Here is a 26,551-nt window from a genome sequence, read left to right as displayed (position 1 = left end):
TGGATAAATAGCCAGTTGTCTCTCCGGCCGATGCTGCCCCCGCACCGCTACTACTACCTGCACAATTTCCAGCGCGCGCTCGCGTGGGTCGGCGAGCGCTATGCGGATCTGCTGGACGAACGCGAACGCCTTTTCATGGCCGATTTCGCGGCCTTGCCACGGGCGTCGCAGGCCTTGCTGACGCGCATGCTGATGCGGCGCGGGCCCTGGTTCCGCGCCAGCCGCCTGGTGTACGAGGAAATCCCGAACACCCTGGACGCCGCCGCGCCGTTGCTGGCGCTGGGCTGGCTGGACGCGGACGCGCCAATGACGCTCGATGAGCTGTTCGGCCTGCATACGCGGCCCGAACTGGATCGTCTCTTTGCGGGTGTCGTGGGCCGGGCAGCGGCGCGCAAGGCGGACCTGCTGGAAGCGCTGCGCGCCTGCCAGCCCGACGCCCAGCCCTATGCCCGCTGGCGCGCCGGGACGCGCGCGCAGCCCGACCCGGCGGGCGCCGATGCGGCCTGGCGGGTCGCCATCGCCGATCTGTGCGAACGGTTCCGGCTGATGTTCTTCGGCAACCTGCACCAGGACTGGTCGGAGTTCGTGCTGGCCGACCTGGGCGTGTTCCAGTACGAGGTGGTGCCGTTCGAACCGTCATCGCGCGCGTTCCAGGCGCGCCAGGACGTCGACCGCTACCTGGCTTTGCAGGCGTGCCGACAGGCCTTGGACGAAGGCCTGGACGTGGACGCGCAACTGCGCGCGGTGGCCGGCTGCGCCAGCGACAACCCCTGGCTGGAAAAGCGCCGCGCCAAGGTGTTGCTGCGATTGGGACAAGCGTGCGAACGCGCGCAGGACTGGGCGGCGGCCGAGCGGGTGTATGCCTTGTGCGCCTACCCCGGCGCGCGTCATCGCCGTATCCGCGTGTACGAGCGCATGGCGCGTTTCCAGGATGCCCTGGCGCTGGCCCTGCGCGCCGAGGCCGCGCCGGAAAGCGAGGAAGAATCGCAACGGCTGGCGCGCATGCTGCCGCGGCTGCGCCGCAAGCTGGGACAGCACGCGGCGCGGCGCGCGGCGGCGGCGGTGGCGCGCCTGGACCTCGAACTGGACCGGCCCGCGGCGCCGATGCCGGTGGAGTTCGCCGCGCGCGACCACCTGCACCGGGACGACGCGCCGGTGCACTACGTGGAAAACACGTTGATCAATTCCCTGTTCGGCCTGTTGTGCTGGCCGGCGGTGTTCGCGCCCTTGCCGGGGGCTTTTTTCCATCCCTTCCAGCGCGGGCCCGCCGACCTCGACGCGCCGGATTTCCACGCGCGGCGACAGGCCCAGTTCGCCGCCTGCCTGGCGCAGTTGGATACGGGCGAATATCGCGACACGATCCGCCGGCGCTATGCCGACAAACGGGGCGTGCAGTCCCCCTTCGTGTTCTGGGGCGCGCTCGACGAATCGCTGTTGCAGCGGGCGCTGGATCACTTTCCGCCGGCCCACCTGAAGCTGTTCTTCACGCGGCTGCTGCGCGACGTCAAGGCCAACCGCTCGGGCCTGCCGGACCTGATCCGCTTCCAGGCCCAGGCGCCGGGCTACGAACTCATCGAGATCAAGGGGCCAGGCGACAAGCTGCAGGACAACCAGATCCGCTGGCTGGCGTATTGCGCCGAGCACGGCATGCCGGTGCGGGTCTGCCACGTCAGCTGGCGGGAGCCGCGGCCATGACCTACGCCGTGGCGGTGCGCGCGTTGTGCGAATTCACGGCTCGCGCGGGCGACCTGGACCTGCGTTTCACGCCGGCGCCTAGCGGCCTGGAAGGCATGGCGGGCCACACGGCGGTGACGAGCCGGCGCGGCCCCGGCTACGAGACCGAAGTGGCGCTGGCCGGCCAATACGAGAACCTGCTGGTGCGCGGACGCGCCGACGGCTATAACCCGGTGGCCAACCAGGTCGAAGAGATCAAGACCTACCGGGGGCGGCTCGACAGCGTGCGCGACAACCATCGCGCCGCGCATTGGGCCCAGGCCCGGGTCTACGCCCACCTGTTGTGCGTGGCGCGCGGCCTGGCGCAGGTCCGCGTGGCGCTGGTGTATTTCAACGTGGCGACCGAAGAAGAGACGGTGCTGTCCGAGAGCCGCGACGCGGCGTGGCTGGCGGCGTTTTTCCATGAGCAATGCGATCGCTTCCTGGCCTGGTCGCGTACCGAACTGGCCCATCGCCAGGCGCGCGACGCGGCGCTGGAACGGCTGGCGTTTCCCCATGGCGATTTCCGCAGTGGCCAGCGCGAGCTGGCGGTGTCGGTGTACCGCAGCGCGCGCGACGGCCGCTGCCTGATGGCGCAGGCGCCCACCGGTATCGGCAAGACGCTGGGCACGCTGTTTCCGTTGCTCAAGGCCGCGCCGGGCAGCGGGCTGGACAAGGTCTTCTTCCTGGCGGCCAAGGGCTCGGGGCGCGGGCTGGCGCTGGCGGCGCTGGACACCCTGAACGCCCAGCCCGCGCAACCGGCGCTGCGGGTGCTGGACCTGCAGGCGCGCGACAAGACCTGCGAGCATCCGGACAAGGCCTGCCATGGCGAATCCTGCCCGCTGGCGCAGGGCTTCTACGATCGCCTGCCGGCGGCGCGCGAGGCGGCGCTGGCGCGGGGGCGGCTGGACGCGCCGGCGGTGCGCACCGCCGCCCGCGCCCATCAGGTATGCCCGTACTACCTGTCGCAGGAACTGATCCGCTGGAGCGACGTGGTGGTAGGCGACTACAACTACTACTACGACGCCACCGCCATGCTGTACGCCTTGACGCAGGCCCACCAATGGAAGGTGGCGGTGCTGGTGGACGAGGCCCACAACCTGGTCGATCGCGCGCGCCGCATGTACACCGGGGAATTGAACCAGCTGGGACTGGCGGTGGCGCGGCAGGCCGCGCCCAAGGCGCTGAAAAAGCCGCTGGACGGGCTGCAGCGCGCTTGGACGGCGTTCAACAAGAAGCAGGCCGAGGCCTACCAGGCCTACGACGAGGCGCCGGCCGGCGTGCTGGCGGCGGTGCAGAAGGCGGTGGCGGCCATCACCGACTACCTCGGCGAGGCGCCGCTGGCCCAGGACGACCCGGTGCTGGCCTTTTACTTCGAGGCCTTGCATTTCATGCGCCTGGCCGAGCAGTTCGGGCCGCACGCGCTGTTCGACGTGACGCGGGCCGAAGGCGGCGCATGGGGCGCCAGGACGCCGCCGTCGACGCTGTGCGTGCGCAACGTGGTGCCCGCGCCGTACCTGGCCGCGCGGCATGCGGCGGCGCATGCCACGGTGCTGTTTTCGGGCACCCTGAGCCCACAGCAGTTCTACCGCGATACGCTGGGCCTGCCGCCCGAGGCGGCCTGGATCGACGTGGCCGCGCCGTTCCAGGCCGAGCAGCTGGCGGTGAAGGTGGTGGGCAACGTATCCACCCGATATCGCGACCGCGAGCGTTCGCTGGCGCCGATCGCTGACCTGATCGCGGACCAGTATGCGCGCCGGCCCGGCAACTACCTGGGGTTCCTGAGCAGCTTCGACTACCTGCGGCAGGTGGCCGAGCTGATGCGGGTACGCCATCCGCAAGTGCCGATCTGGCTGCAGACGCCGGGCATGGACGAAAGCGGCCGCGCCGCCTTCCTGGCGCGATTCACCGAAAGCGGGCAGGGCGTGGGGTTCGCGGTGCTGGGCGGCGCCTTCTCCGAGGGCGTGGACCTGCCGGGCAAGCGCCTGATCGGCGCCTTCATCGCCACCCTCGGGCTGCCCCAGGTGAACGCCATCAACGAGAACATCAAGCGCGCCATGGAGCGCCGCTACGGCGAGGCGCAGGGCTACGACTACACCTATCTCTATCCGGGCATGCAGAAGGTGGTGCAGGCGGCCGGGCGCGTGATCCGCACCGAGCACGACGTGGGCACGGTGCACCTGATCGACGACCGCTATCGCCGCGCCAAGGTGCGCAACCTGCTGCCCAGCTGGTGGCGGGTGGACTGAGCGCGCCGATTTCCACTCGGACGCGGCGCGGGAGACGCCCCGCTGGCGGCGCCGTGGGGCCGTGGCTTCAGGCCGAACGCAATTCCGTCAGCGGCTGGTTCGGATCGCGGCTGAGCTGGTAGCCGTACCACAGGCTGCGCGCCATGCGCTTGGCCATTTCACCGGCGGCGTCGGCCAGCGCGCGGTTGGGCAGCGCCGCCAGGGTTTCGCCCCACAGCGCCAGCCAGCGCTCGAACAGTTCGGCGCTCAGGTGCGGCATTGCCACGTGCTTGGGCATGGGCATGCCGGTGAAGCGGCGCGTGCCCAGCAGCACCGCGGACCAGAAGTCCGACAGCGTCGCCAGGTGCTCGTCCCAATCGTGCACCTGGGATTCGAACACCGGCCCGAGCGCGGCGTCGGCGCGCGCCTTGGCGTAGAACGTATGCACCAGATCGCGGATCTCGGCTTCGGTGCAGATGTCGGGTTCGGACAAATGGGTCTCCTGGCGGCGTGAATCGGCAGCGCGAATAGTAGGGCGCGGCGGCGCAGGGGCGGATTGATCTGGCGCAAACCGCTGCCGGTCCGCGCGCGCCGGCGTCCGGATCACGCGATCGGCGTTCAATGCGGCTGGGGCCGCGCCGGCGCCATGGGCGCCGCCTCGGGCCGGGCAAGCAAGGCGTAGACCAGCACGGCCAGCAACAGCGCGAATCCGGACAGGGCGTACAGCACCTGCCCGAAAGCCACGTCGTAGGCCTGGTGCAGCAGGCCGCCCGCGCCGGGCAGCAACGCGCCGGCGACGTCCAGCTGGCCCAGCGCCGCGCGGTTGGCGGCCTGCAACAGCACCTGGGCGCCCGCGTCCGGCTGGTCGATGGCGACGCGGGCGTGGATCAGCGTGGCCAGCAAGGCGCTGATGACCGCGATGGCCACGCCGTCCGCCGATACCCGCACGGTGTTGAAGATGCCGGTCGCCATGCCGACGCGCTCGGGCGGCACCACGCTGACCGCCATTGCGTCCATCAGCCCCCAGGGCAGGCCGATGCCGATGCCGATCAGGCTCATCGGCAGCCATAGCCGGCCGGCGTCGCCGCCCAGGTCGCGGGCCAGCCAGGCCAGGCCGGCGGCGGCCAGCGCCAGGCCGATGCTGGACAAGATGGCGGGGCTGAAGCGGCGCGTCAGCAGCGCGGCCAGGAACGGCACCACCAGCAGCGGCGTGGCCAGGCCCATCATCAGCTGGCCGGCGCGCAACGCGCTGTGGCCGTCGATGCCGATGAAGCGACCGGGCAGGATGGCGATCAGGGCGATGAACAGAAACGCCGGCGAGGCGGCCAGGGCCTGCACGCCGACAAAGCGCGCGCCGCGAAACAGCGACAGGTCCAGCATCGGATGCGATGCGCGCATCTCGGTGGCGATGAAAGCGACGGCCAGCAGCGCGCTGGCCAGCAGCGAGCCGGCCACGGCGGCGTCGCGCCAGCCGTTCTCGGGCGCCAGCAGCATGCCGTAGGTGAACAACCCCAGCGCGCCGGTGAAGCTGAGCGCGCCGCGCCAGTCGAAACGTCCGCTGGCCGCGCCTGCCGTGGCGCGCACGCTGGCGGCCACCAGCGCCAGCCCGAGCAGGCCGACCAGGCCGGTGCCGTGGAAGACCCAGCGCCAGCCGGCCGTCTGCACCAGCCAGCCCGACACCAGGGGCCCGAACGACAGGCCGATGCCGAAGGTGGTGCCCAGCAGGCTGAAGGCGCGGGCCCGGGCCGCGCCGTGGAACAGCGGCGCCAGCGACGACATGGCGGCGGCGAAGGCCGCCGCGCCGCCCACGCCCTGCATCAGCCGCAGGAAATCGATCCAGGCGGCCGAAGGCGCCCAGGCGATCGGAAAGGTGAAGGCGCAGAACCACGCCAATCCGCCCAGCCAGACGCGGCGCGGCCCGTACAGGTCGGTCAGGCTGCCGGACACCATGATGACGCTGCCATAGGCCAGGATGTAGCCGTTGAGGATCCAGTTCAATTGCACCGGCGTGCCGCCGAGCGCATGGCTGATGGCGGGCAGCACCACGGCGGGGCCGGTGAAGCACAGGGGAATGAGCACCGCGGTGAGGCAGGCGGCCAGCAATTGCAGCCAGCGGTTGGTCATGCGGGAAGGAGGCAGGCGAGTCATGTCGATCACGTCAAACGAGGAGGGTGGCCGGGTCGGCCGGCAAACAGGGGGAAACGGCGTCGGCTCCCGACGGGCATGGCGCCGGGGAACACGATGCCGGCAGGATAGGCAGCCATGGATAAAAGAAAAATAGGCTAGGATTCCGGATATTCCGGACATTGAAGTCCGTACTGAAGGAATCCGGCCATGGACAGCCTGAGCGGTATCGGTGTTTTCGTGCTGGTGGCGGACACCCGCAGCTTCGCGGAGGCGGGGCGCACCCTGGGCGTGTCGCCGTCGGCGGTGGGCAAGAGCGTGGCGCGGATGGAGGCGCACCTGAAAGTGCGCCTGTTCCACCGCAGCACGCGCCACATCACCCTGACGCCCGAAGGCGAGAAGTTCCTGGAGCGGTGCCGCCGCATCCTGTGCGAAGTGGAGGCCGCCGAACTGGAGCTGTCCGAGGCCGCCGGCACGCCCAGCGGCCGCCTGCGCGTCAGCCTGCCGCGCTACAGCCGCCTGTTCGAGCCGGCCATCGCCACGTTCATGAAGCAGTATCCGCAGGTGCGGCTGGACCTGGATTTCACCGACCGGATGGTCGACGTGATCGGCGAGGGCTACGACGCCGTGGTGCGTTCCGGCGAGATGCAGGACTCGGGCCTGAAGCGCCGGCGCCTGGGGCAGTTCCGCCGCATCCTGGCGGCCTCGCCCGACTACCTGGCGCGCCACGGCACCCCGCGGCGCGCCAGCGACCTGCAGCGCCATTGCTGCCTGCATTACCGCTATCCCAGCACGGGCAAGCTGGAGCAATGGCCCTTGAAGACGGCGGCCGGCGCGCCTGCGCCCGAACTGCCGCTGACGCTCGTCTGCAACAGCGTGGAGACCCGCATCTTCCTGGCGCTGGGCGACCTGGGCATCGTCTGCCTGCCGGATTTCACCATCAGGCAAGAGCTGGCTTCGGGCCGGCTGGTGACCGTGATGGATGAACGCACGCGCGGCAACGCCACCATGTGGGCGCTGTGGCCGGCCAGCCGCCATCCCTCGCCCAAGCTGCGCGTGTTCGTCGACCATCTGGCGCGGCACCTGTTCGATTGAGACCCCGGCGGCGCGGCAATTCCCGCGCCCGGCGCGGGGCCGTTCAATGGCGCGGCCCGCTTTCGGGCAATAATGATACGTATTTCGTTTTCGACAACCTCAAACCGGGCGCAGGCCGCGCAGCGGCGCCAGCGCGCCACGGGCGGCCTGCGCCCGGGGAACAACAAGATGCATTCCAGAAAAAACAATCTGTGGCGCGCCGGCTGGCTCGCCCTGGCGCTGGCGGCGGGGCCGGGCGCCGCGTCGGCCCAAAGCGCGCAAGGCGTGGTGGCTTGCGGCACGCCGGCGGATACGCCGCTGGCCCTGGCCAAGGGCGAATTCGTGGCCGGCCAGTGGGAGGCCGCGCCTGGCGTGACGCTGGACCTGCTGGACGCCGATGGTCGCCACCTGCGGCGCCTGAGCGATGCCGAGCGGCCGGCCGGCGGCCTGATGCTGGTGGCGCCCGCCGACGGCCGCTATACCGTGCGGGCCAGCGGGCAGGGCGCTTATCGCTGGACGTTGAACGAACGCGTGCCGCTGGCGGCGCAGCGCGCGCCGGCGCCCGCCATCGACAGCCCGCGCCTGGCGGCGCTGGCGCGCGAACTGGCGCGAGGCGGCAATACCGACGCGTTCTGGCGCGAGATCGCGGGGCAGGGCACGCCGCTGGTGGAGCCGGTCGACGCCGGGCGCGACCGGGTGACTTTCCTGTGGCGCGGCGCCGAGCGTAACGTGCGGCTGTTCGGCGGTCCCGGGCAGGACCACACCATGCTGGCCCGCCTGGGTGCGTCCGATGTCTGGTACGCAAGCTTCGTGCTGCCGCGCTCGACGCGGCTTTCGTACAAGCTGGCGCCCGACGTGCCGGAACTGCCCGCATCGGACACGGCGCGGCGGCGCGCCATCCTGGCGACGGCGCAGGCCGACCCGCTCAACCCCAAGGCCTATCCGGCGCGCGGCATTGACGCCTTCCAGTACGCCTCGGTGCTGGAGCTGGCCGACGCCGCGCCCGAACCCTGGGTGGCGCCGCGCGCCGGCGTGACGCCGGGCGAGGTGCAGACGCGGTCGATCACCAGCGCCATCCTCGGCAATACCCGCGATATCCAGCTGTATCGCCCGGCCGGCTGGCGTCCCGGCGCGGCCGACAATCACGTGCTGGTGCTGTTCGACGCCGGTCCGTACCTGAACCGCGTGCCCACGCCGACCATCCTCGACAACATGATCGCGGCCGGCGTGATCCCGCCGACGGCGGCGCTGCTGATCTCCAACCCCACCGCCGAATCCCGTGGCGTCGAACTGCCGCCGAATCCGGACTTCGCCGAGTTCCTGGCGCGCGAATTGATGCCCTGGGCGGCGCGCCAGGGCATCGCCGCGCCGGCCGCGCGCACGGTGATCGGCGGCTCCAGCTATGGCGGCCTGGCGTCCTCGTACGCCGCGCTGCGCCACCCGGAAGTGTTCGGCAACGTGCTGAGCCAGTCGGGCTCTTACTGGTGGGGCCAGCCTGGCGGCGAAGACCAGTGGCTGACGCGCCAATACGCGGCGGTGCGCAAGCTGCCGATCCGCTTCTACCTGGTGGCGGGCCGGTTCGAGACGGGCCGCGCCGGCCAGCCGGGCATCTTCGAGACCAACCGCCACCTGCGCGATGTGCTGCGGGCCAAGGGCTATGTCGTCACGCACCAGGAGGTGGCCGGCGGCCATGACTACCTGAGCTGGCGTGGCACGCTGTCGGACGGCCTGATCGACCTGATCGGCAAGGACGCGCCGGCGCGGTGAAGCGGCGGGCGGGGAAGGATGCTATATGATGATTGTCATATAAATACCCCCGCCCGCGGGTTTCCCATTCCCGGGCTTTCCCATTCCCTTTGCCGGAGCATTGCGCATGACCTCCGATTCGACCCGCGCGGACGCCGCCGCCCGCGACGCGACCGCCTTTTCCCCGTCCACCGATGCCAACCGCGCCGCGCGGCGCGAACCCAGCCTGGTCGACCAGACCGGCGCCGGCCTGGACGGCCTGGCGCAATTGCGCGCGCTGCTGGCATCGGGGCGCAAGCCGGGCATCCTGGTGTCGCTGGATTTCGATTTCGTCGAAGCCGAGGAAGGGCTGGCGGTGTTCGCCGGCACGCCCGGCCCGCATGCCTACAACCCCATCGGCACGGTGCACGGCGGCTATGCCGCGACCTTGCTGGATTCGGCCTGCGGCTGCGCGGTGCATTCGCGCCTGTCGGCCGAGCAGGCCTACACCACCCTGGAACTGAAGGTGGCCTATCACAAGGCCATCACGCGCCACAGCGGCCGGCTGCGGGCCGAGGGCCGGGTGCTGTCGTTCGGCCAGCGCGTGGCCTACGCCGAAGCCAAGCTGACCGACGCCGATGGCCGCCTGCTGGCGTCGGCCACGTCGACGCTGCTGGTGTTCGCCCGCCCGCCGGCCTGACAGCCGCGGACGCGCCGGGCACGCGGCCAGGACAGGGGCCGGGCCCGGCGGGCGTCGGCCGCCCCCGCGCGCGGCCGCCACGGCATTGGCGTAGTATCGTCGGCCTGCCAAGAAAAAAAGCGGAGACAACACCATGAATGCAGCCACGCCTGCGGCCGCCGGCCGCCTGAACGATATCGTCGCCATGCCCGCGCATGCGCTGTCGGACGCGATCCGGCAGCGCCGGGTATCCTGCCGCGAGGTCATGGCGGCCTACCTGGACCATATCGATGCGGTCAACCCCGCGCTCAATGCGCTGGTGGCGCGGCGCGAGCGCGCTGAACTGCTGCGCGAAGCCGACGAGCGCGACGCGCAACTGGCCGCCGGGCAGTGGCTGGGCTGGCTGCACGGCATGCCGCAGGCGCCCAAGGACCTGACCGCCGTGCGCGGCATGGTCACGTCGATGGGGTCGCTGGTCTACAAGGACCAGGTGAGCCAGCAGGATTCCATCCTGGTCGAACGGATGCGGGCGGCCGGCGCGATTTTCATCGGCCGCAGCAACGTGCCCGAGTTCGGCCTGGGTTCGCACACCTACAACCCCGTCTACGGCACCACCGTCAATCCCTACGATGCCACCAAGAGCGCCGGCGGCAGCAGCGGCGGCGCGGCGGCGGCCCTGGCGGCGCGCATGCTGCCGGTGGCCGACGGCAGCGACTTCGGCGGCTCGCTGCGCAATCCGGCGGCATTCTGCAACGTCTACGGCATGCGGCCGTCGGCCGGCCGCGTGCCCAACGGGCCGTCCACTGAAGTGTTCCTCAGGCAACTGTCGTACGAGGGCCCGATGGGCCGCACGCCGCGCGACGTGGCCCGCATGCTGTCGGTGATCGCCGGCCACGACGCCCGCGCGCCGCTGTCGCTGGGCGACGATCCCGCCGTTTTCGCGCAGCCGCTGGACGCCGACCTGCGCGGCAAGCGCATCGGCTGGCTGGGCGACTGGGACGGCTATCTGCCGATGGAGCCGGGTATCCTGGACCTGTGCGCGCAGGCGCTGGCCGACCTGCAGGCGGCCGGCTGCCGGGTCGACGACTACCGCGTGCCGTTCGCCGGCGAGCGGCTGTGGCGCATCTGGCTGGCGCACCGGCACCTGATGGTGGGCGGCCAGTACCACGACCTGGTGCGCAACCCCGAAACCCGCAAGCTGGTCAAGCCGGCGCTGATCTGGGAAGTCGAGGGGCTGGACGGCATGACGGCGCGGCAGGTCTACCAGGCCACCGAGGAGCGCAGCGCCTGGTACCAGGCCGTGCTGCGGATGTTCGAGGACGTCGATTACCTGGCGGTGCCATCGGCGCAGGTGTTCCCGTTCGACGCCAAGCTCGACTGGCCCAGGCAGATCGCGGGACGGCCGATGGACACCTACCACCGCTGGATGGAAACCGTCACGCCCTGGACGCTGGCCGGCTGCCCGGTGATCAGCGTGCCGGTGGGATTCGGCGCGGCCGGCCTGCCGATGGGCATGCAGTTGATCGGGCCGCCGCGCGGCGACCTGGCGGTGCTGCAACTGGCCCACGCCCACGATCAACTGCGCGACTGGGTCGGGTCCCGTCCGCCGCAAGGCCTGTGGGGGTAGGAGAAAGGCCGCAGGCTTGCGGCCATTTCGTACGCCCTGTCACACCAAAAGACAAGTCCCGTGTAAGCAGGCTTTGCTTTTTCCCGACGGAGCGCGGCGGGAATACGGGGTTTCCCCTGTTTTTCCGTAGCTGAGAGGCCGCGCCTTTGCAATAATTGCTGACTATTCCCACACTCCGTCAGAAACGGGTGGAAGGCGGGCCGAAACGGCCGCCGGGAAAACGTCGACGGCGCTGGCGCGGATGCTGGCGCCGACATTGCACAAGGGTCCCCGGTATGAAGAATCTGACACTCCGCGAGCGCATCATCGCCAGTTTCCTGGTGATCCTGGCCATCATGGCGCTGATGGTCGTGGTCGATTACCAGCGGCTGTTGCAGGTCGAGGCCGAGGCCAAGTCGATCAATACCGACGCGGTGCCCGGCATCTACTACAGCACCTCGATACGGGCGTCGTGGTTTGCCGGCTTCGTGGCGGTGCAGGACGCCTTCAACAGTGATACCGAACAGGAGCGCCAGGCCGGCCTGGCGGCGCTGCCCAAGAACGACCAGCACCTGAAGGACGACATCGAGCAATACCGCCGCACCGTGGTTCGCGGCGAGGACCAGCGCATGTTCGCCGATTTCGAGAAGGCGCTGCAGACGTACATGCGCATCCGCGCCGAAATCCTGGAGCCGGCCATGCTGGCCGATCCGGCGCGGGCCCAGGCCAAGATCAAGAGCGACCTGCGCCCCGCGTTCTACGCCGGCCGCGATGTGCTGGCCACGATGGTGGCGGCCAACAAGGAGCAGGCCGACGAGTCGGCGATCGGCATCCAGAAGGCGGTCGACAAGGCCGAAGTCGGCATGCTGGTGTCGTTGGGGCTGGCCATCGTGGCCGCCATCATCTGCGGCGTGTTGCTGCTGCGCGCCATCGTCAACCCCATGAGCGCCATCGTCAAGACGCTCGAGGCGACCGGCGGCGGCGACCTGACACGCCGCCTGACGCTGGCCCGCAAGGACGAGTTCAATGCCATCGAGAGCGGCTTCAATGGCATGGTGGACGAGCTGACCGGCCTGGTCGGCAAGACCCAGCGCTCGGCGGTGCAGGTGGCCACGTCGGTGACCGAAATCGCGGCCACGTCCAAGCAGCAGCAGGCCACCGCATCGGAAGTGGCGGCCACCACCACCGAGATCGGCGCGACCTCGCGCGAGATTTCCGCGACCTCGCGCGAACTGGTCCGCACCATGACTGAGGTCTCCAGCGCGGCGGAGCAGACGGCATCGCTGGCCGGCAGCGGCCAGGTGGGCCTGGCGCGCATGGAAGACACCATGCGCAACGTGGTCGGGGCGGCGGGCTCGGTCAACGCCAAGCTGGCCATCCTGAACGAGAAAGCGGGCAATATCACGCAAGTGGTCACCACCATCACCAAGGTGGCCGACCAGACCAACCTGCTGTCGCTGAACGCGGCCATCGAGGCCGAGAAGGCCGGCGAATACGGCCGCGGCTTTGTCGTGGTGGCCACCGAGATCCGCCGGCTGGCGGACCAGACCGCCGTGGCCACCTACGACATCGAGCAGATGGTGCGCGAGATCCAGTCGTCGGTGTCGGCCGGCGTCATGGGCATGGACAAGTTCTCGGAAGAGGTGCGCCGCGGCATGGCCGACATGCAGCAGGTCGGCGACCAGTTGTCGCAGATCATCCAGCAGGTGCAGACGCTGGCGCCGCGCGTGCAGATGGTCAACGAAGGCATGCAGGCGCAGGCCACCGGCGCCGAGCAGATCAACCAGGCATTGCAGCAACTGAGCGATGCGGCCCAGCAGACGGTGGAATCGCTGCGCCAGTCGAGCCTGGCGATCGAGGAACTGACGCTGGTGGCCAACGACCTGCGCAGCGGCGTGTCGCGCTTCAAGGTGTGATTCCATGCCCGACCTCGCCCCAATCCCGTCCGCGGGGGCCGGCGCCGGCCGCCGGCTGTACCTGCTGTTCCGCATTGGCGCCGACCGCTATGCGCTGGACGCGGCCGACGTGGTCGAGGTGCTGGGCATGCGCCCGTTCAAGCAGGTGCCGGGCACGCCGGCCTGGGTGGCGGGCATGTTCGATTGCCACGGCGCGGCGGTGCCCGCGATCGATCTGAGCGCGCTGGCCGGAGCGGGCGCGGCGGCCAAGGTGACCAGCACGCGGCTGGCGCTGGTGCGCTATCGGCCCGCCGGCGAGCGCGACGCGCGCCTGCTGGGGCTGATCCTGGAGCGCGCCACGGAAACGGTCCACTATGACCCCGCCGCCTTCCAGCCGGTGGGCCTGGATATGCCGCAGGCCCGTTACCTGGGCCCGGTGCTGAGCGACGGCCATGGCATGGTGCAGGCGCTGCGGGTCGTCGACCTGTTGCCGGAGCCGGTGCGGGCGATGCTGTTCCCGGCCGGGGGAGCGCAGCCATGATGCTGGTGGACGACTTCAGCGCGGTGCTCAAGCGCAAGATGGGGCTGGACAGCGGTTCCATCGGCGCGGCCGCGGTCGAGCGCGCGGTGCGTCATCGGATGCAGTCGGTGGGCAGCGACGACGAGCACGACTACCTGATGCGCCTGCAGACTTCGCCGGCCGAAATGCAGCAGCTGATCGAAGCGGTGATCGTGCCGGAGACATGGTTCTTCCGGTATCCGGAATCCCAGGCGGCGATGGCGGCGCTGGCGCGCGAGCGCCTCTTCGCGCCGGGCGCCGAGACGCGCCAGTTGCGCGTGCTGAGCGTTCCCTGTTCCAGCGGCGAAGAACCGTACTCCATCGCCATGGCGTTGCTGGACGCGGGCGTGCCGGCGGAGCGCTTCCTGGTGGACGCGGTGGACATCAGCGAACGCATGGTGGCGTTTGCCCGACGCGCCTGCTACGGCCGCAATTCATTCCGCGGCGAATCGCTGTCGTACCGTGACCGCTATTTCACCGAAACCGCCGATGGCCATCAACTGACGGAGCATGTCACGGCGCGCGTGCGCTTGCTGGCCGGCAACCTGTTCGACCCGGCCCTGCTGCCGAACGCGGCGCCGTACGATTTCGTGTTCTGCCGCAATCTGTTGATCTATTTCGACGCGCCCACGCAGGAGCGCGCGGTGACGGTGCTCAGGCGTTTTGCCCGCCACGACGGCATCCTGTTCGTGGGGCCGGCCGAGACCAGCCTGATGACCGGCCGGCGCCTGCCGGCCGTGCCGCTGGCGCGGGCGTTCGCCTTTCGCGCCGAGCCCGCGCCGCCGACCGAGGCCGCGCCGGCCCGGACGGCGGGCGCGGCGAGCGGCCGTGCCACGCCGCCGCCCGTCGTGGCGCCGCGCGCGGCCCGGCCCTGGATGCCGGCCGCGCGTCCACAGCCCTACGCGCCGGCCGCCCCGGCGCGGCCGCATGCGGCATCCCCGGCGCCGCACGGAACGCCCGCGCAAGCGGGCCAGGACACCGCGGCAGCCCTGCGCGAGATCGCGGCGCTGGCCGACCAGGGGCGGGTGCGGGACGCCCTGGCGCAATGCCGCGCCCATCTCGAACGGCACGGCGCCAGCGCCGAGGCTTTGTACCTGCTGGGCCTGCTGCAGGACGCCGACGGCGACACGCGCGCGGCCCAGGCTGCCTACCGCAAGGCGCTGTACCTGGACCCCGCGCACCGGGAGGCGTTGCTGCACCTGGCGGCGCTGATCGCGGCCGAAGGCGACCACGAAGGCGCCCGCCGCTTGCAGGCGCGCGCCGCGCGCCAGGAGGCCCGCCGTGAGTGATTTTCCGGATTCGCTGGATTCGCTGGCCAGACTGGCGGAGGTGGACGACTGCTGGAACCGCATCGGCATCCGCGGCGACAAGCGCTGCGAGCGCCTGGCCGGCTACGTGCATTGCCGCAACTGCCCGGTGTACGCCGACGCCGCCAAGCGCATCCTCGACCGCCTGCCGCCGCAGGCCGAAGGCGTGGACGACGGCGCCGGCGCGGCCCAGGCCAACCGGGGGCGGCTGTCATCGCTGCTGGTGTTCCGCCTGCAGGGGGAATGGCTGGGCCTGCCGACCAAGGCGCTGGACGAAGTGGCGGGCACACGCCCGATCCTGACCCTGCCGCACCGGCGCGACCCCGCGGTGCTGGGGGTTACCAACATGCGCGGCACGCTGACGGTCTGTGTCTCGCTCGGCCGCCTGCTGGGCCTGGAGGGGGCGGCTGTCGACAGCGGCCGCGAGCGGCCGGCCGCGGCGCGCATGCTGATTTTCGGCGGCGCGGGCCGCGCCGTGGTGTTGCCGGTCGACGAGGTGGAAGGCATTCATGGCGTGGACCTGGAGGCGCTGGAAGCCTTGCCGGCGACCATCGAAGGCGCCAGCCTGAAGTACTCGCGCGGCGTGGTGCGCTGTGGCGCCCGCAGCGTCGGCGTGCTGGACGAGACCCTGTTGATGCAAGCCTTGGAACGGAGCCTGGCGTGAACCCGGACCAGATGCGCGATGCCTCGCTGCTGGAGCTGTTCCAGCTGGAAACCCGCAATCAGGTGCAGGTGCTGAACAACGGCCTGCTGGCGCTCGAGCACGACCCGACCTCGGCGCCGCAGCTGGAAGCCTGCATGCGCGCGGCGCATTCGCTCAAGGGCGCGGCGCGTATCGTCGACCTGCACCCGGCGGTGCGCATCGCGCACGCCATGGAGGACTGCCTGGTGGCCGCGCAGGAAGGCCGGCTGCGCCTGCAGGCCGCCGACATCGATGCGCTGCTGCTGGGCGCGGACCTGCTGCAGCGGGTGGCCACGCCGGGCGTCGAGCTGGGCGAAGAGATCGACACGCTGGTGACGCGCCTGTCGAATGCGCCCAATGCGCCGCCGGCCGCGCCGGTGGTCGAGCGGCCGCCCAAGCCTTCGGATTTCCTGCCGCCCATCCACCAGCCCGGTGATCCGCCGCCCGCGCCGCCGCCGGCGCGCCGCAGTTCGGACCAGACGCTGGGCGAGGGTGAGCGGGTGCTGCGGGTCACGGCCGATACGCTCAACAAACTGCTCGGCCTGTCCAGCGAAACCCTGGTCGAATCGCACTGGATCGCGCCGTTCAGCGCCTCCATGCTGCGGCTGCGGCGGCTGCAGTCCGGCGCCGGCCAGGCGCTGGACAGCCTGCGCGCCTCGCTGGCCGGCGTGCACATCGACGCCCGCAGCCAGGCGGCGCTGGATGACGCCCAGCGCATCGTCGAGGCCTGCCAGCAGGAACTGGCGCAGCGCGCCAGCGAGGTCGATGAGTTCGGCTGGCGCATGGGCCACCTGGCGCAGCGCCTGTACGACACCGCGCTGGCCTGCCGCATGCGGCCGTTCGGCGACGGCCTGGGCGGCATGGCGCGCATGGTGCGCGACCTGGGACGCTCGCTGGGCAAGCAGGTGCGGCTGGAGGTCGAGGGCGATTCGACCCAGGTCGACCGCGACATCCTGGACAAACTCGACGCCCCGTTGATGCACCTGCTGCGCAACGCGGTCGACCACGGTATCGAGATGCCGATGGATCGCCTGGAGGCCGGCAAGCCGGCCGAAGGGCTGATACGGCTGTCGGCGCGTCACGCGGCCGGCATGCTGCTGATTGAACTGAGCGATGACGGCGCCGGCATTTCGCTCGATCGCCTGCGGGTCGAAGTGGTGCAGCGCAAGCTGACCAATGCCGAGACCGCGGCCCGCCTGAGCGAGGCCGAGCTGCTGGAATTCCTGTTCCTGTCCGGCTTCAGCACGCGCGGCGAGGTCACTGAGATCTCGGGCCGCGGTGTCGGGCTGGACGTGGTGCAGACCATGGTGCGGCAACTGCGCGGCGCCGTGCGCATCCACCAGCAGACCGGGCAGGGCACGCGCTTCGTGCTGGAGATGCCGCTGTCGCTGTCGGTGGTGCGCAGCCTGCTGGTCGAAGTGCAGGGCGAGATCTACGCGTTTCCGCTGGCCTACGTCAGCCACGCGCTGCAGGTGCGGGCGCAGGACATCGAGCAGCTCGAAGGGCACCAGCATTTCCGCTTCATGGACCGCCAGATCGGCCTGGTGTCGGCGCGCCAGATCCTGCGCTCCGGCGCGCCGGCGCCGGCCGCCGAGACATTGCCGGTGGTGGTGGTCGGCGACCACGACAGGCTCTACGGCATCGCCGTCGACCGCTACGTCGGCGAGCGCACCCTGGTGGTGCAGCCGCTGGATCCGCGCCTGGGCAAGGTGCAGGACGTGATGGCCGGCTCGCTGATGGACGACGGCACGCCGCTGCTGATCCTGGATGTCGAGGACATGCTGCTGTCGGTGCAGAAGCTGGTCGAGGGCGGCCGCCTGGCGCGGGTGGATGGCGGCGGTCCGGTGGCGCAGGCGCGCCGGCGCAAGCGCGTGCTGGTGGTGGACGATTCCCTGACGGTGCGCGAGCTGGAACGCAAGTTGCTGCTGAACCGCGGTTTCGATGTGGCGGTGGCGGTGGACGGCATGGACGGCTGGAACATGCTGCGCAACGAGGCCTTCGACCTGGTGGTGACCGACGTGGACATGCCGCGCATGGACGGCATCGAACTGGTGTCGCGCATCAAGGCCGATCCCAAGTTGCAAAGCCTGCCGGTAATGGTAGTGTCCTACAAGGATCGAGAAGAGGATCGGCGGCGCGGGCTGGACGCGGGCGCCGACTATTACCTGGCCAAGGGCAGTTTCCACGACGACGCCTTGCTGGACGCCGTGGAAGACCTGATCGGAAAGGCGCGGACGTGAGAGTCGGAATCGTCAACGATATGCAGATGGCGGTGGAAACCCTCAGGCGTGTGATCGCGCTGGAACCAGGGCTGGAGGTCGCCTGGGTCGCGTCCAACGGCCTGGAGGCGGTGCAGCAATGCGCGCAGGACCGGCCCGACGTGGTGCTGATGGACCTCGTCATGCCCGTCATGGATGGCGTCGAGGCCACCCGCCGCATCATGGCCGAAACGCCTTGCGCCATCGTGGTGGTCACGGTGGACGTGGCACGCCATACCGCGCGCGTGTTCGACGCCATGGGCTATGGCGCGCTGGACGCCGCCGACACGCCGGTGGTGGGCGGCGCCGACCTGCGCAGCGCGGCCGCGCCGCTGCTGCGCAAGATCCGCAATATCGGCTGGCTGATCGGACGCTATGGCAATAACCGCACCGCGCTCACGCCGGTGGTCCGCGACGCGGCGCAAGCGGGGCCGTCGCAGGGCCTGCTGGTGATCGGCGCCTCCGCCGGCGGTCCGGCGACCCTGGCACAGTTGTTACGCGATATTCCGGTCACGTTCCCGGCCGGCATCGTGCTGGTGCAGCATGTGGACGCCTCGTTCGCCGCCGGCATGGCCGACTGGCTCAACGATCAGGTCGAATTGCCCGTGCGGCTGGTGCGCGAAGGCGAGCGGCCGACGCCAGGGCAGGTGCTGCTGGCCGGCACCGACGACCATCTGCACCTGGTGGCCGATGGTACGCTGCGTTACACCGAGAATCCGAAGGAAAGCCTGTACCGTCCCTCCATCGATGTATTTTTCCATAGCGTCGCGCAGCACTGGCGCGGGCTGGCCGTCGGCGTGCTGCTGACCGGCATGGGACAGGACGGCGCCCGTGGCCTGAAGGCGCTGCGCGACCGCGGCTGCCTGACCATCGCCCAGGACCAGGCCACCAGCGCGGTCTATGGCATGCCCAAGGCGGCCGCCGCGATACAGGCCGCGGTCGAAATCCGGCCGTTGGACAGGATCGCACCCCGCTTGATCCAGGCTTTTGCCTGAGGCGGCGGACATTGCTAGCAATCAAGGAAAGACACTATGCACCCTCCCATTGACAGCCCGGCTTCGGCCGACCTGAACTCGCACGCGGCCATGGTGCTGCTGGTCGATGATCAGGTCATGGTCGGCGAGGCGATCCGCAGGGCCCTGGCCACGGAGGGCAATATCGACTTCCATTACTGCTCCGATCCGTACAAGGCGCTGACGGTGGCGGTGCAGACCCGGCCCACCGTGATCCTGCAGGACCTGGTGCTGCCCGGGGTGGACGGCCTGAGCCTGGTGCAGGAATACCGCAGCCATCCGGTCACGCGCGATATTCCCATCATCGTCCTGTCGACCAAGGAAGACCCCGCCATCAAGAGCGCCGCCTTCGCGGCCGGCGCCAACGACTACCTGGTGAAGCTGCCCGATTCGATCGAGCTGGTGGCGCGCATCCGCTACCATTCGCGCTCGTACCTGGCGCTGGTGCAGCGCGACGAGGCCTACCAGGCGCTGCGCCAGAGCCAGCAGCAATTGCTGGAAAGCAATATGGAACTGCGCCGCCTGACCAATTCCGATGGCCTGACCGGGCTGGGCAATCGCCGCTATTTCGACGAATACCTCAACGCCGAATGGCTGCGCGCGCGCCGCGACGGCCGCGAAATCAGCATGCTGATGATCGACGTGGACCATTTCAAGTCCTACAACGATACCTACGGCCATATCGCCGGCGACGAGGCGCTCAAGCGCGTGGCCAACACCATCTTCGCCAGCTGCGACCGTTCCACCGACCTGGCCGCGCGCTTTGGCGGCGAGGAATTCGCGCTGGTGCTGCCGGGCACGCCGGCGGGCAGCGCGCGCCTGGCCGCCGAGAAACTGCGGCGCGCGGTCGAGGCCATGCAGATTCCGCAGAAGGACAACGGCGGCGGCCCCTGGCTGACGGTCAGTATCGGCACCGCCACCGCCGTGCCCGTGGTCGACCAGCCCTGCACGGATCTGATCCAGATCGCCGATCGCGGTCTTTACCAGGCCAAGCGCCAGGGCCGCAACCGCGTGGTGCAGGGGCCGCTGCCGTCGGCCGGGGATACGCCGGATCCGGTCTGATGCGATGCCGGCGGGCGCCGGCCGCCGGACCCGCGCGATCGCTCAGGCGCGCCCGCCGCGCCGCAGCGACGTCGCCGCCAGCATCAGCGCCAGGCTGACGCCGACCGCCACCGCGGCCATCGCCATGCCTTCGCCCACCGAGCCCTGCTCGAACTGGCGCCACACGAACACCGACACCGTCTGCACGCCGGCGGGCGCCAGCAGCAACGACGTGACCAGTTCGCGCGAGGCCACGGCGAACACCATCAGCATGGCCGCCGCCAGGCCCGGCAGCACCAGCGGCAGCACGATGCGGCGCAGCGCCGTTGCCGCGCTGGCGCCATGCACCCGCGCCGCGGCTTCCAGGTTCGCGCCCAGCTGCGCCAGCGCGGCGCTGACGTAGCGCACCGGATACGGCAGCAGCAGGCAGGTGTAGGACAGCAGCAGGATGCCCCAGCCGCCGTACGGCGAAGCCGGCCAGAACGGCTGGTTCCAGGCCAGGATCAGGCCCACCCCCACCACCACGCCGGGTAGCGCCGCCGGCAGCAGCGCCAGCGCGTCGATGACGGCCGCGCCCGGCGCGTGGCGGCCGGCCACGCACCAGGCCGCCAGCAGGCCCACCGCGCCCGCCGCCAGCGCGGTGCCGGTGGCCAGCAGCAGGCTGGTCGACAGCGCCTGCCAGGCCTCGCCGCGGGCCCGGAACAGCGCGGTGAAATTGGCCAGTGTCAGGTTGTCCGGCGCCAGGCCGGCCGAGACGTGGCGCGTCAGGGCCGCGGCCAGCATCGATGCCAGCGGCGCCGCCACCGCAATCAGCGCCACCGCCGCGAACAGGCCCAGCACCGGCCAGCGCCAGGCGCCGAGCCGGCCGCGCGCCAGCGGCGCGGGCTTGCCGGTGGTGGTCTCGAAGCCGCGTCCGGCGACCAGCGCGCGCTGCACCGCGTAGGCCGTCAGCGCCAGCGCCACCAGCACCAGCGACAGCAGCGCGGCGCCCGGCAGGTCGATGGGCCAGTCCGCCAGGCGCCGCTCGATGGCGGTGGTCATGACGGCCACGCCGGCCTGCGCGCCCAGCGCGGCGGGCACGCCGTATTCCTCGATCGCCAGCGTGAAGGCCAGCAGCAGGCTGGCGCCGATGGCCGGCAGGGCCAGCGGCAGGGTCACGCGCAAGAAGGCGCGCCAGGGGCCGGCGCCGAACACTCGCGCCACCTCGGCCAGCCGCGCGCCGCTGGCCGCCATGCTGCGCGAGACGGCGAAGTACACCACCGGGAAGATCGCCAGGCCCATTGCCAGCGTCACGCCAGCGGACGAGAACAGCAGCGGCCCAAGGTTGAAGCCGGCCAGTTGTTCCAGGTAGCCGCGCGGCTGCAGCGCCATGGTCCACGACAGCGCCGCGATGTAGGGCGGCAGCAGGAACGGCACCAGGAACAACAGGTCCCACAGCCGCGCCAGCGGCACCTGGAACAGGCCGCGCAGGGCGCCCAGCGGAATGCCGATGAGCGCGCTGACGGCGGCCACGCCCAGCCCCAGCTTGAGCGTGCCGCCCAGCAGTGTCAGCGCGGCCGGCGTGGCCAGCGTGGCGGCCCAGGCGCCGAAGGGATCGCGCAGCGAACCTTCGGCCAGATGCGGGAAGACGGCCTGCAACGCGACGAAGGCCATCGGCAGGGCGACGAGCACGCCCAGGGCGGCCACGGTGATGGCCGCCAGGATGAAAGCACTTTTCATGGTCGGAGTGGGGATGCCGGGCGGGCCGGCATCCCGGCCTGTCAGTGTTGGCCGAACAGGCGCGCGAAGCGCGCCAGCACCTCGGCGCGCGAGGCGCCGGGCGCGGTCTCGGGCAGCAGCGCCAGGTCCTTGAACAGCGGCCGCTTGCCGGCCACGTCCTGGCGCGCCGGCATCAGCCAGGCGTCGGCGACGGCGCGCTGGCCGTCCTCGGACAGCACATAGTCGATGAACTGGCGCGCCTGGTCGGGCGCCTTGGTGGTCTTCAGGATCATCATCGGGCGCGGCGCGATGGCGGTGCCGCTGGACGGAAAGATCACCTTGATCGATTCGCCTTTCTCGACGCTGGCGTACGACACGTAGTCGACGGCGCCGAACACCGCCGCCTTGGCGCCCTGCAGCACCGGCGTCAGCGCCTGGGCGTTGGGGCCGGAGATGGTCATGCCGTTGTCGCGCAGCGTCTCGAACAGCTTCCAGGCCGATTCGCCCTGGGCGCTCTGCAGGCCCAGCAGCAGGTCGAGCGAGGCGCCCGACAGGGCCGGGTCGGGGGTGGTGACCTTCTGCTTGAACTGCGGGCCGGTCAGGTCTGACCAGTCGCGCGGTTCGGGCGTGCCGCTGCGCGAATTCCAGACGATGCCCAGCGCCGAGATGCCCTGCGCCACGTAGGTCGGGGCCTTGAAGCGCGCCGGCACCTGGGCCGCGTTGGGGCTTTCATAGGCCAGCAGCCAGCCGCGCTGGTCCAGGTCCTGCGCGGTGTCCCAGGAGGCCGAGATCAGCACGTCGGCGCGCGGGTTGGCGGACTCGGCCTCGAGCCGGGCCATGACCTTGCCGGTGGTGGCCTGGAACACGTCGACCTTGATGCCGGTCTTCTCCTGGAAGCCGGCGGCCAGTTGCTTGATGAGGCCGCCTGGGCCCGCGGTGTAAACGGTCAGCGCCTTGGCCTGGCCGGCGGCCAATCCGAACGAAAGCGTCATAAAGAACGTGGCAAGTAGTTTGGAAAGGGGTGCGTGGGGCATTTTAGGCAGAGTCCTGGGGTTTGGACACGGCGAGGTCGGCGATGCGGCCGTGTTCCATGCGGGCGATGGTGTGCGCCAGGGCATGGGCTTCCTCGTGGTCGTGGGTGACGTAGACGGCGGTGGTGCCGAGCCGGCGCAGCAGGGCGCCGATCTCGACGCAGAGCGATTCGCGCAGGGCCCGGTCCAGGTTGGACAGCGGCTCGTCGAACAGCAGCACGCGCGGCCGCGCCACGATGGCGCGGGCCAGCGCGACGCGCTGCTGCTGGCCGCCCGATAGTTCCGACGGGCGGCGCGCGGCGTGCTCGTCCAGGCCGACCAGGGCCAGGGCTTCCCGCACCCGCGCCGGCCGCTCGCGCCGGGCGACGCCGCGCATTTCCAGCGGAAAGGCGACGTTGCCGGCCACGCTCATGTGCGGCCACAGCGCGTAGTCCTGGAACACCATGCCGAGGTCGCGGCGTTCGGGCGGTTCATGGCGCTGCGCGTCGCAGACGACGGCATCGCCGAAGGCGATGCTGCCGGCCTGCGGCCGCAGCAGTCCGGCCAGCGACTTGAGCAGGGTGCTCTTGCCGCAGCCCGACGGGCCCAGCAGCGCCAGGACGGCGCCCGCGGGCACGTCCAGGTCGACGCCGTCCAGCACGGTGTGGCCGTTGAAGGCGTGGCGCAGGCCGCGCACGGCGATCGCCGTGCCGCCCGCGGAGGGTCCGAGCGCGTTCAAAACCGGTGCCGCAGGCCGAGGTTCAGGCCGAACTGGTTCTTGCCCGGCTCGACGTTGGCGCCGTACTTGCCGCCGACCACGCTCTGCGCCGACTTGTCGTCGTTGACCGCGTAGGCCGCGACGGCGTAGACGGTGGTGCGCTTGGACAGGTCGTATTCGTTGCCCAGGACGAACATGGTGGACTTCTGGCCGGTGCCGGCGGCCTGCGCGGCCGGGCAGACGGCATTGTTCATGTCGTCGCAGACCGAGTCGTTCAGGTGGTACACGGCCAACGACAGGCGGTTGTTCTGCACCGGCAGGTAGGTCACGCCCAGCCAGGTCAGGTTGTTCTTGTAGGTGCGCTGCGTCAGCTTCTGTTCCAGCCAGCGGTAGCCGGCGTAGACCTTCACGCCCTCGAAGTCATACGACAGCCCGGCGACGATGCGGTCTTCGCGGTTGTCGCTGTTGGCGCCCTTGGCCGGCTTGTCGGCATGCTTGGAGTGGTACAGCAGGCCGGCGTCCAGGCCGCCCGACTGGTAGCGCACGCCGCCGCCGAGCATGCGGCCCAGCGTCTTGTCGTCGAACGACTGCTCGTTGTTCCAGCCGAAGCTGTAGTAGCCGCCGACGGACACGGGGCCGAACTTGCCGACGTACATCACCGCGTTGTCGGTGCGGTCCGAGAAGGCCGCGTCGGGGCGCTTGATCGAGAAATTGGCGTTGTCGAACGGGTTGTACTTGCTCATCCAGTCGATCATGAGCGTGTTGTGGCGGCCCAGCGTCAGGCGGCCCAGGCTCTTGCTCGACAGCCCGACGTAGGCCTGGCGGCCGAACAGGCGGCCGCCCTGCATGGTGGTGCCGTTGCCGGAGTCGAAGCCGTTTTCCAGCACGAACACGGTCGACAGGCCGTCGCCCAGGTCTTCGGTGCCGCGCAGGCCCCAGCGCGAACCGCTGAGATTGCCCGTGCTCATGCCCGTCTTGCTGTTGCCGCTGGGGCCGTTGCTGAGATATTGCAGGCCGGTGTCGACCAGGCCGTAGAGCTGGACCGAGCTGGAAGTGGCCGTCGCCGCGAGGGCGGGGGAGAAGCTGAAGACGGACAGGCAGGCGCCAGCCGCCGCGATGCGGAGAGTCGATTTCATGACAGGAAGTCCTCTTTGGGATTCAATCGGAATCGACACTCTAGGCACGGGTCGCTACAGCTTCGTGACACTCCCTGGCATTTGGCGGGCAGGCGCCGGGCCGCGCTGGAACGGTCCGGGCGCCGGTCATTGCGGGTTCAAAGATGCAGCTTGGTCGACGACTTCACTTCGTGCATCGACAGCGTGCTGAGCAGTTCCTTGACGCCGGGCAGGGTGCGCAGCCGGTTGCGCACGAATTCGGAATAGGCGTCGAAGTCGCGCGCCACGATGTGCAGCAGGTAGTCGTGCTGGCCCGTGGTGTTGTGGCAGGCCAGCACTTCGGGCATGGCGGCCACCGCCGCCTCGAACGCGCGGCAGGTTTTTTCGGTGTGGTTTTCCAGCGAGATGCTGACGAACGCCACCACCCCCATGCCGAGCGCGCGGCGGTCCAGGATGGCCTGGTAGCCGCGGATGACGCCCGAGGTCTCCAGGCGCTTGAGGCGCTTCCAGCAGGGCGAGGCCGACAGCGACACGCGCTCGGCCAGTTCGGCGTTGGAGAGCCGGCCATCTTCTTGAAGGATTTTCATGATTTTCCAATCGATCGCGTCAAGTTGATGTAACAAGGCAGTCTCTTTCATGGTTTCGAAGGTATGGGAAACGATATTTCCCATTATCCGATCCAAAGAGTAGAAATGGAAAGAATATTGTGGCCGGACGCGCCCATACTCGCTGCATCCCCCGGCCGGCGGCGCTATCGTGTCCGAATCCGTGATATCGCCGTCAGGTAGGCCGCACTTCCCCCATTGAGAGGCACGCCATGAGTTACTCCAGCTATCACAAGAAAGACATCTCCGGCCGTCCGCTGCACGCCGAGACGCAGATGATGTCGTACGGCTTCGATCCCTTCCTGTCCGAAGGCGCGGTCAAGCCGCCGGTATTCCTCACGTCCACCTTCGCCTTCCGCTCGGCCGAGGACGGCGCCGAGTTCTTCGACCTGGTGTCGGGCCGCAAGCCGCTGCCGCAGGGCGAGTCGGCCGGGCTGGTGTACAGCCGCTTCAACCATCCCAACCTGGAGATCGTCGAGGACCGCCTGTCGCTGCTGGACGGCTCGGAGGACGCGGCGGTGACCTCCAGCGGCATGTCGGCCATCAGCTCGGTGTTCCTGGCGTTCCTGCGCCCGGGCGACCAGCTGGTGCAGTCGGTGCCGCTGTACGGCGGCACCGAGACCCTGATCGCCAAGATCTTCCCGGAATGGGGCATCGGCTCGCACCCGATCCACGACGGCCTGTCGGCGCAAAGCATGCGCGATGCGCTGGAAGCGGCCGCCGCCAAGGGGCCGGTGAAGCTGTTCTACGTGGAAACGCCGGCCAATCCGACCAACGCGCTGATCGATTTCCAGGCCATGAAGGCCGAGCTGGACGCGTTTGCCGCGCGCCACGGCTACCGCCCGATCTCGGTGTGCGACAACACGCTGCTGGGCCCGATCTTCCAGAAGCCGGCCGAGCATGGCGTGGACCTGTGCGTGTATTCGCTGACCAAATACGTGGGCGGCCACAGCGACCTGGTGGCCGGCGCGGTCACCGGCTCGAAAGACCTGATCAAGAAGGTGCGCGCCATCCGCAGCGCCTTCGGCTCGCAGCTCGATCCGCACTCATGCTGGATGATCACGCGCTCGATGGAGACCGTGGTGCTGCGCATGAAGCAGGCCGCCCGCAGCGCCACCCGCGTGGCGCAATGGCTGGCCGGCAATCCGCATGAGAAAGTGCGCATCTACCATCCCGAGACCATTGCCGACGAGGCCTACCAGGCGGTCTACAAGCGCCAGTGCACGGGGCCGGGCTCGACCTTCGCATTCGTGCTGGACGGCGGCCGCGCCAAGGCGTTCCGCTTCATCAACGCGCTGCGCCTGTTCAAGTCGGCGGTGAGCCTGGGCGGCACCGAATCGCTGGTCTGCCACCCGGCCTCGACCACGCATTCCGGCGTGCCGGCGGCCGAACGCGACGCGGCCGGCGTGTCCGAAGGCCTGATCCGTATTTCCATCGGCCTGGAGCACGAGGAAGACCTGATCGCCGACATGGACCAGGCCATGCGCAGCGTGCTCTGACC

General features: G+C 70.1%; 21 protein-coding genes. 14 read left to right on the top strand and 7 right to left on the bottom strand.

Translation table 11 applies throughout. The features are described 5' to 3' along the window. The first annotated feature begins 30 nt into the window (after positions 1-30). Both ACVN9Z_RS23750 and ACVN9Z_RS23745 read left to right on the top strand, forming a co-directional pair. Entirely contained in the window at positions 31-1,695 is a 1,665-nt protein-coding gene (locus ACVN9Z_RS23750; protein ID WP_458213522.1) for a VRR-NUC domain-containing protein, read from the top strand. Further along, positions 1,692-3,962: a helicase C-terminal domain-containing protein gene (locus tag ACVN9Z_RS23745; protein ID WP_458212712.1), complete on the top strand. Its 2,271-nt coding sequence runs from the start codon at positions 1,692-1,694 to the stop codon at positions 3,960-3,962. Before ACVN9Z_RS23750 ends, ACVN9Z_RS23745 begins: the two co-directional genes overlap by 4 nt. Before the next feature lie 67 nt (positions 3,963-4,029). Here the strand turns inward: ACVN9Z_RS23745 and ACVN9Z_RS23740 are convergent, their stop codons facing one another. Both ACVN9Z_RS23740 and ACVN9Z_RS23735 read right to left on the bottom strand, forming a co-directional pair. Beyond that, positions 4,030-4,434, bottom strand: coding sequence for a group III truncated hemoglobin (locus ACVN9Z_RS23740; protein ID WP_006384516.1), 405 nt, complete (start codon positions 4,432-4,434; stop codon positions 4,030-4,032). A 125-nt stretch (positions 4,435-4,559) separates the two neighbouring features. Beyond that, positions 4,560-6,089, bottom strand: a complete 1,530-nt coding sequence (locus ACVN9Z_RS23735; protein ID WP_458212711.1) for an MFS transporter — start codon at positions 6,087-6,089, stop codon at positions 4,560-4,562. Between the two features lie 186 nt (positions 6,090-6,275). Here ACVN9Z_RS23735 and ACVN9Z_RS23730 point away from each other — a divergent pair, with 186 nt between their 5' ends. From ACVN9Z_RS23730 to ACVN9Z_RS23680, 11 genes are all read left to right on the top strand, one after another. Then, positions 6,276-7,160 (top strand): LysR family transcriptional regulator, encoded by an 885-nt coding sequence (locus ACVN9Z_RS23730; protein WP_020928095.1) that lies wholly within the window; start codon positions 6,276-6,278, stop codon positions 7,158-7,160. Between the two features lie 168 nt (positions 7,161-7,328). Continuing rightward, positions 7,329-8,906 carry an alpha/beta hydrolase-fold protein gene (locus tag ACVN9Z_RS23725; protein ID WP_054471945.1) on the top strand — a complete coding sequence of 526 codons (1,578 nt, stop codon included), beginning with the start codon at positions 7,329-7,331 and terminating at the stop codon, positions 8,904-8,906. Between the two features lie 106 nt (positions 8,907-9,012). Further along, entirely contained in the window at positions 9,013-9,564 is a 552-nt protein-coding gene (locus ACVN9Z_RS23720) for a PaaI family thioesterase (protein ID WP_024069159.1), read from the top strand. A gap of 133 nt (positions 9,565-9,697) precedes the next feature. After that, on the top strand, positions 9,698-11,170 hold the full coding sequence (locus ACVN9Z_RS23715) for an amidase (protein WP_060720335.1): 1,473 nt from the start codon (positions 9,698-9,700) through the stop codon (positions 11,168-11,170). A gap of 275 nt (positions 11,171-11,445) precedes the next feature. Continuing rightward, the gene (locus ACVN9Z_RS23710; protein WP_006385136.1) at positions 11,446-13,065 is read left to right on the top strand and encodes a methyl-accepting chemotaxis protein; all 1,620 of its coding nucleotides are present in this window, start codon (positions 11,446-11,448) and stop codon (positions 13,063-13,065) included. A 4-nt stretch (positions 13,066-13,069) separates the two neighbouring features. Further along, entirely contained in the window at positions 13,070-13,585 is a 516-nt protein-coding gene (locus ACVN9Z_RS23705; protein ID WP_006385137.1) for a chemotaxis protein CheW, read from the top strand. Further along, the gene (locus ACVN9Z_RS23700; protein ID WP_241043833.1) at positions 13,582-14,892 is read left to right on the top strand and encodes a CheR family methyltransferase; all 1,311 of its coding nucleotides are present in this window, start codon (positions 13,582-13,584) and stop codon (positions 14,890-14,892) included. The genes ACVN9Z_RS23705 and ACVN9Z_RS23700 overlap by 4 nt, the downstream gene beginning before the upstream one ends. Further along, positions 14,885-15,574: a chemotaxis protein CheW gene (locus tag ACVN9Z_RS23695; RefSeq protein ID WP_054473527.1), complete on the top strand. Its 690-nt coding sequence runs from the start codon at positions 14,885-14,887 to the stop codon at positions 15,572-15,574. Before ACVN9Z_RS23700 ends, ACVN9Z_RS23695 begins: the two co-directional genes overlap by 8 nt. Beyond that, on the top strand, positions 15,571-17,832 hold the full coding sequence (locus ACVN9Z_RS23690) for a hybrid sensor histidine kinase/response regulator (RefSeq protein WP_047991032.1): 2,262 nt from the start codon (positions 15,571-15,573) through the stop codon (positions 17,830-17,832). The genes ACVN9Z_RS23695 and ACVN9Z_RS23690 overlap by 4 nt, the downstream gene beginning before the upstream one ends. Beyond that, positions 17,829-18,845, top strand: a complete 1,017-nt coding sequence (gene cheB, locus ACVN9Z_RS23685) for a chemotaxis response regulator protein-glutamate methylesterase (RefSeq protein ID WP_024069154.1) — start codon at positions 17,829-17,831, stop codon at positions 18,843-18,845. Before ACVN9Z_RS23690 ends, cheB begins: the two co-directional genes overlap by 4 nt. Before the next feature lie 36 nt (positions 18,846-18,881). Further along, complete coding sequence (locus ACVN9Z_RS23680) at positions 18,882-19,925, top strand: response regulator (protein WP_020928086.1); 1,044 nt, start codon at positions 18,882-18,884, stop codon at positions 19,923-19,925. A gap of 42 nt (positions 19,926-19,967) precedes the next feature. Here the strand turns inward: ACVN9Z_RS23680 and ACVN9Z_RS23675 are convergent, their stop codons facing one another. The 5 genes from ACVN9Z_RS23675 to ACVN9Z_RS23655 all read right to left on the bottom strand — a co-directional run bounded on the left by ACVN9Z_RS23675 (position 19,968) and on the right by ACVN9Z_RS23655 (position 25,083). Beyond that, a complete protein-coding gene (locus ACVN9Z_RS23675; protein WP_238867307.1) occupies positions 19,968-21,623 on the bottom strand; it encodes an ABC transporter permease in 1,656 nt (551 codons plus the stop codon). A gap of 41 nt (positions 21,624-21,664) precedes the next feature. Next, positions 21,665-22,594, bottom strand: a complete 930-nt coding sequence (locus tag ACVN9Z_RS23670; protein ID WP_199234253.1) for an ABC transporter substrate-binding protein — start codon at positions 22,592-22,594, stop codon at positions 21,665-21,667. A 43-nt stretch (positions 22,595-22,637) separates the two neighbouring features. After that, positions 22,638-23,351 carry an ABC transporter ATP-binding protein gene (locus ACVN9Z_RS23665; RefSeq protein WP_054438264.1) on the bottom strand — a complete coding sequence of 238 codons (714 nt, stop codon included), beginning with the start codon at positions 23,349-23,351 and terminating at the stop codon, positions 22,638-22,640. Then, positions 23,348-24,466: a porin gene (locus tag ACVN9Z_RS23660; RefSeq protein WP_006384507.1), complete on the bottom strand. Its 1,119-nt coding sequence runs from the start codon at positions 24,464-24,466 to the stop codon at positions 23,348-23,350. The genes ACVN9Z_RS23665 and ACVN9Z_RS23660 overlap by 4 nt, the downstream gene beginning before the upstream one ends. Before the next feature lie 137 nt (positions 24,467-24,603). Further along, positions 24,604-25,083: an Lrp/AsnC family transcriptional regulator gene (locus tag ACVN9Z_RS23655; RefSeq protein WP_026385073.1), complete on the bottom strand. Its 480-nt coding sequence runs from the start codon at positions 25,081-25,083 to the stop codon at positions 24,604-24,606. 179 nt (positions 25,084-25,262) lie between these two features. On the opposite strand from ACVN9Z_RS23655, the gene ACVN9Z_RS23650 reads away from it, so the two are divergent. After that, positions 25,263-26,549 (top strand): cystathionine gamma-synthase family protein, encoded by a 1,287-nt coding sequence (locus tag ACVN9Z_RS23650; protein WP_020928080.1) that lies wholly within the window; start codon positions 25,263-25,265, stop codon positions 26,547-26,549. Positions 26,550-26,551: the final 2 nt, after the last annotated feature.

Source organism: Achromobacter sp. KK8, assembly GCF_054188005.1.
Note: the sequence above shows the minus strand (reverse complement) of the source record. Positions and strands in the feature narration are given on the sequence as shown.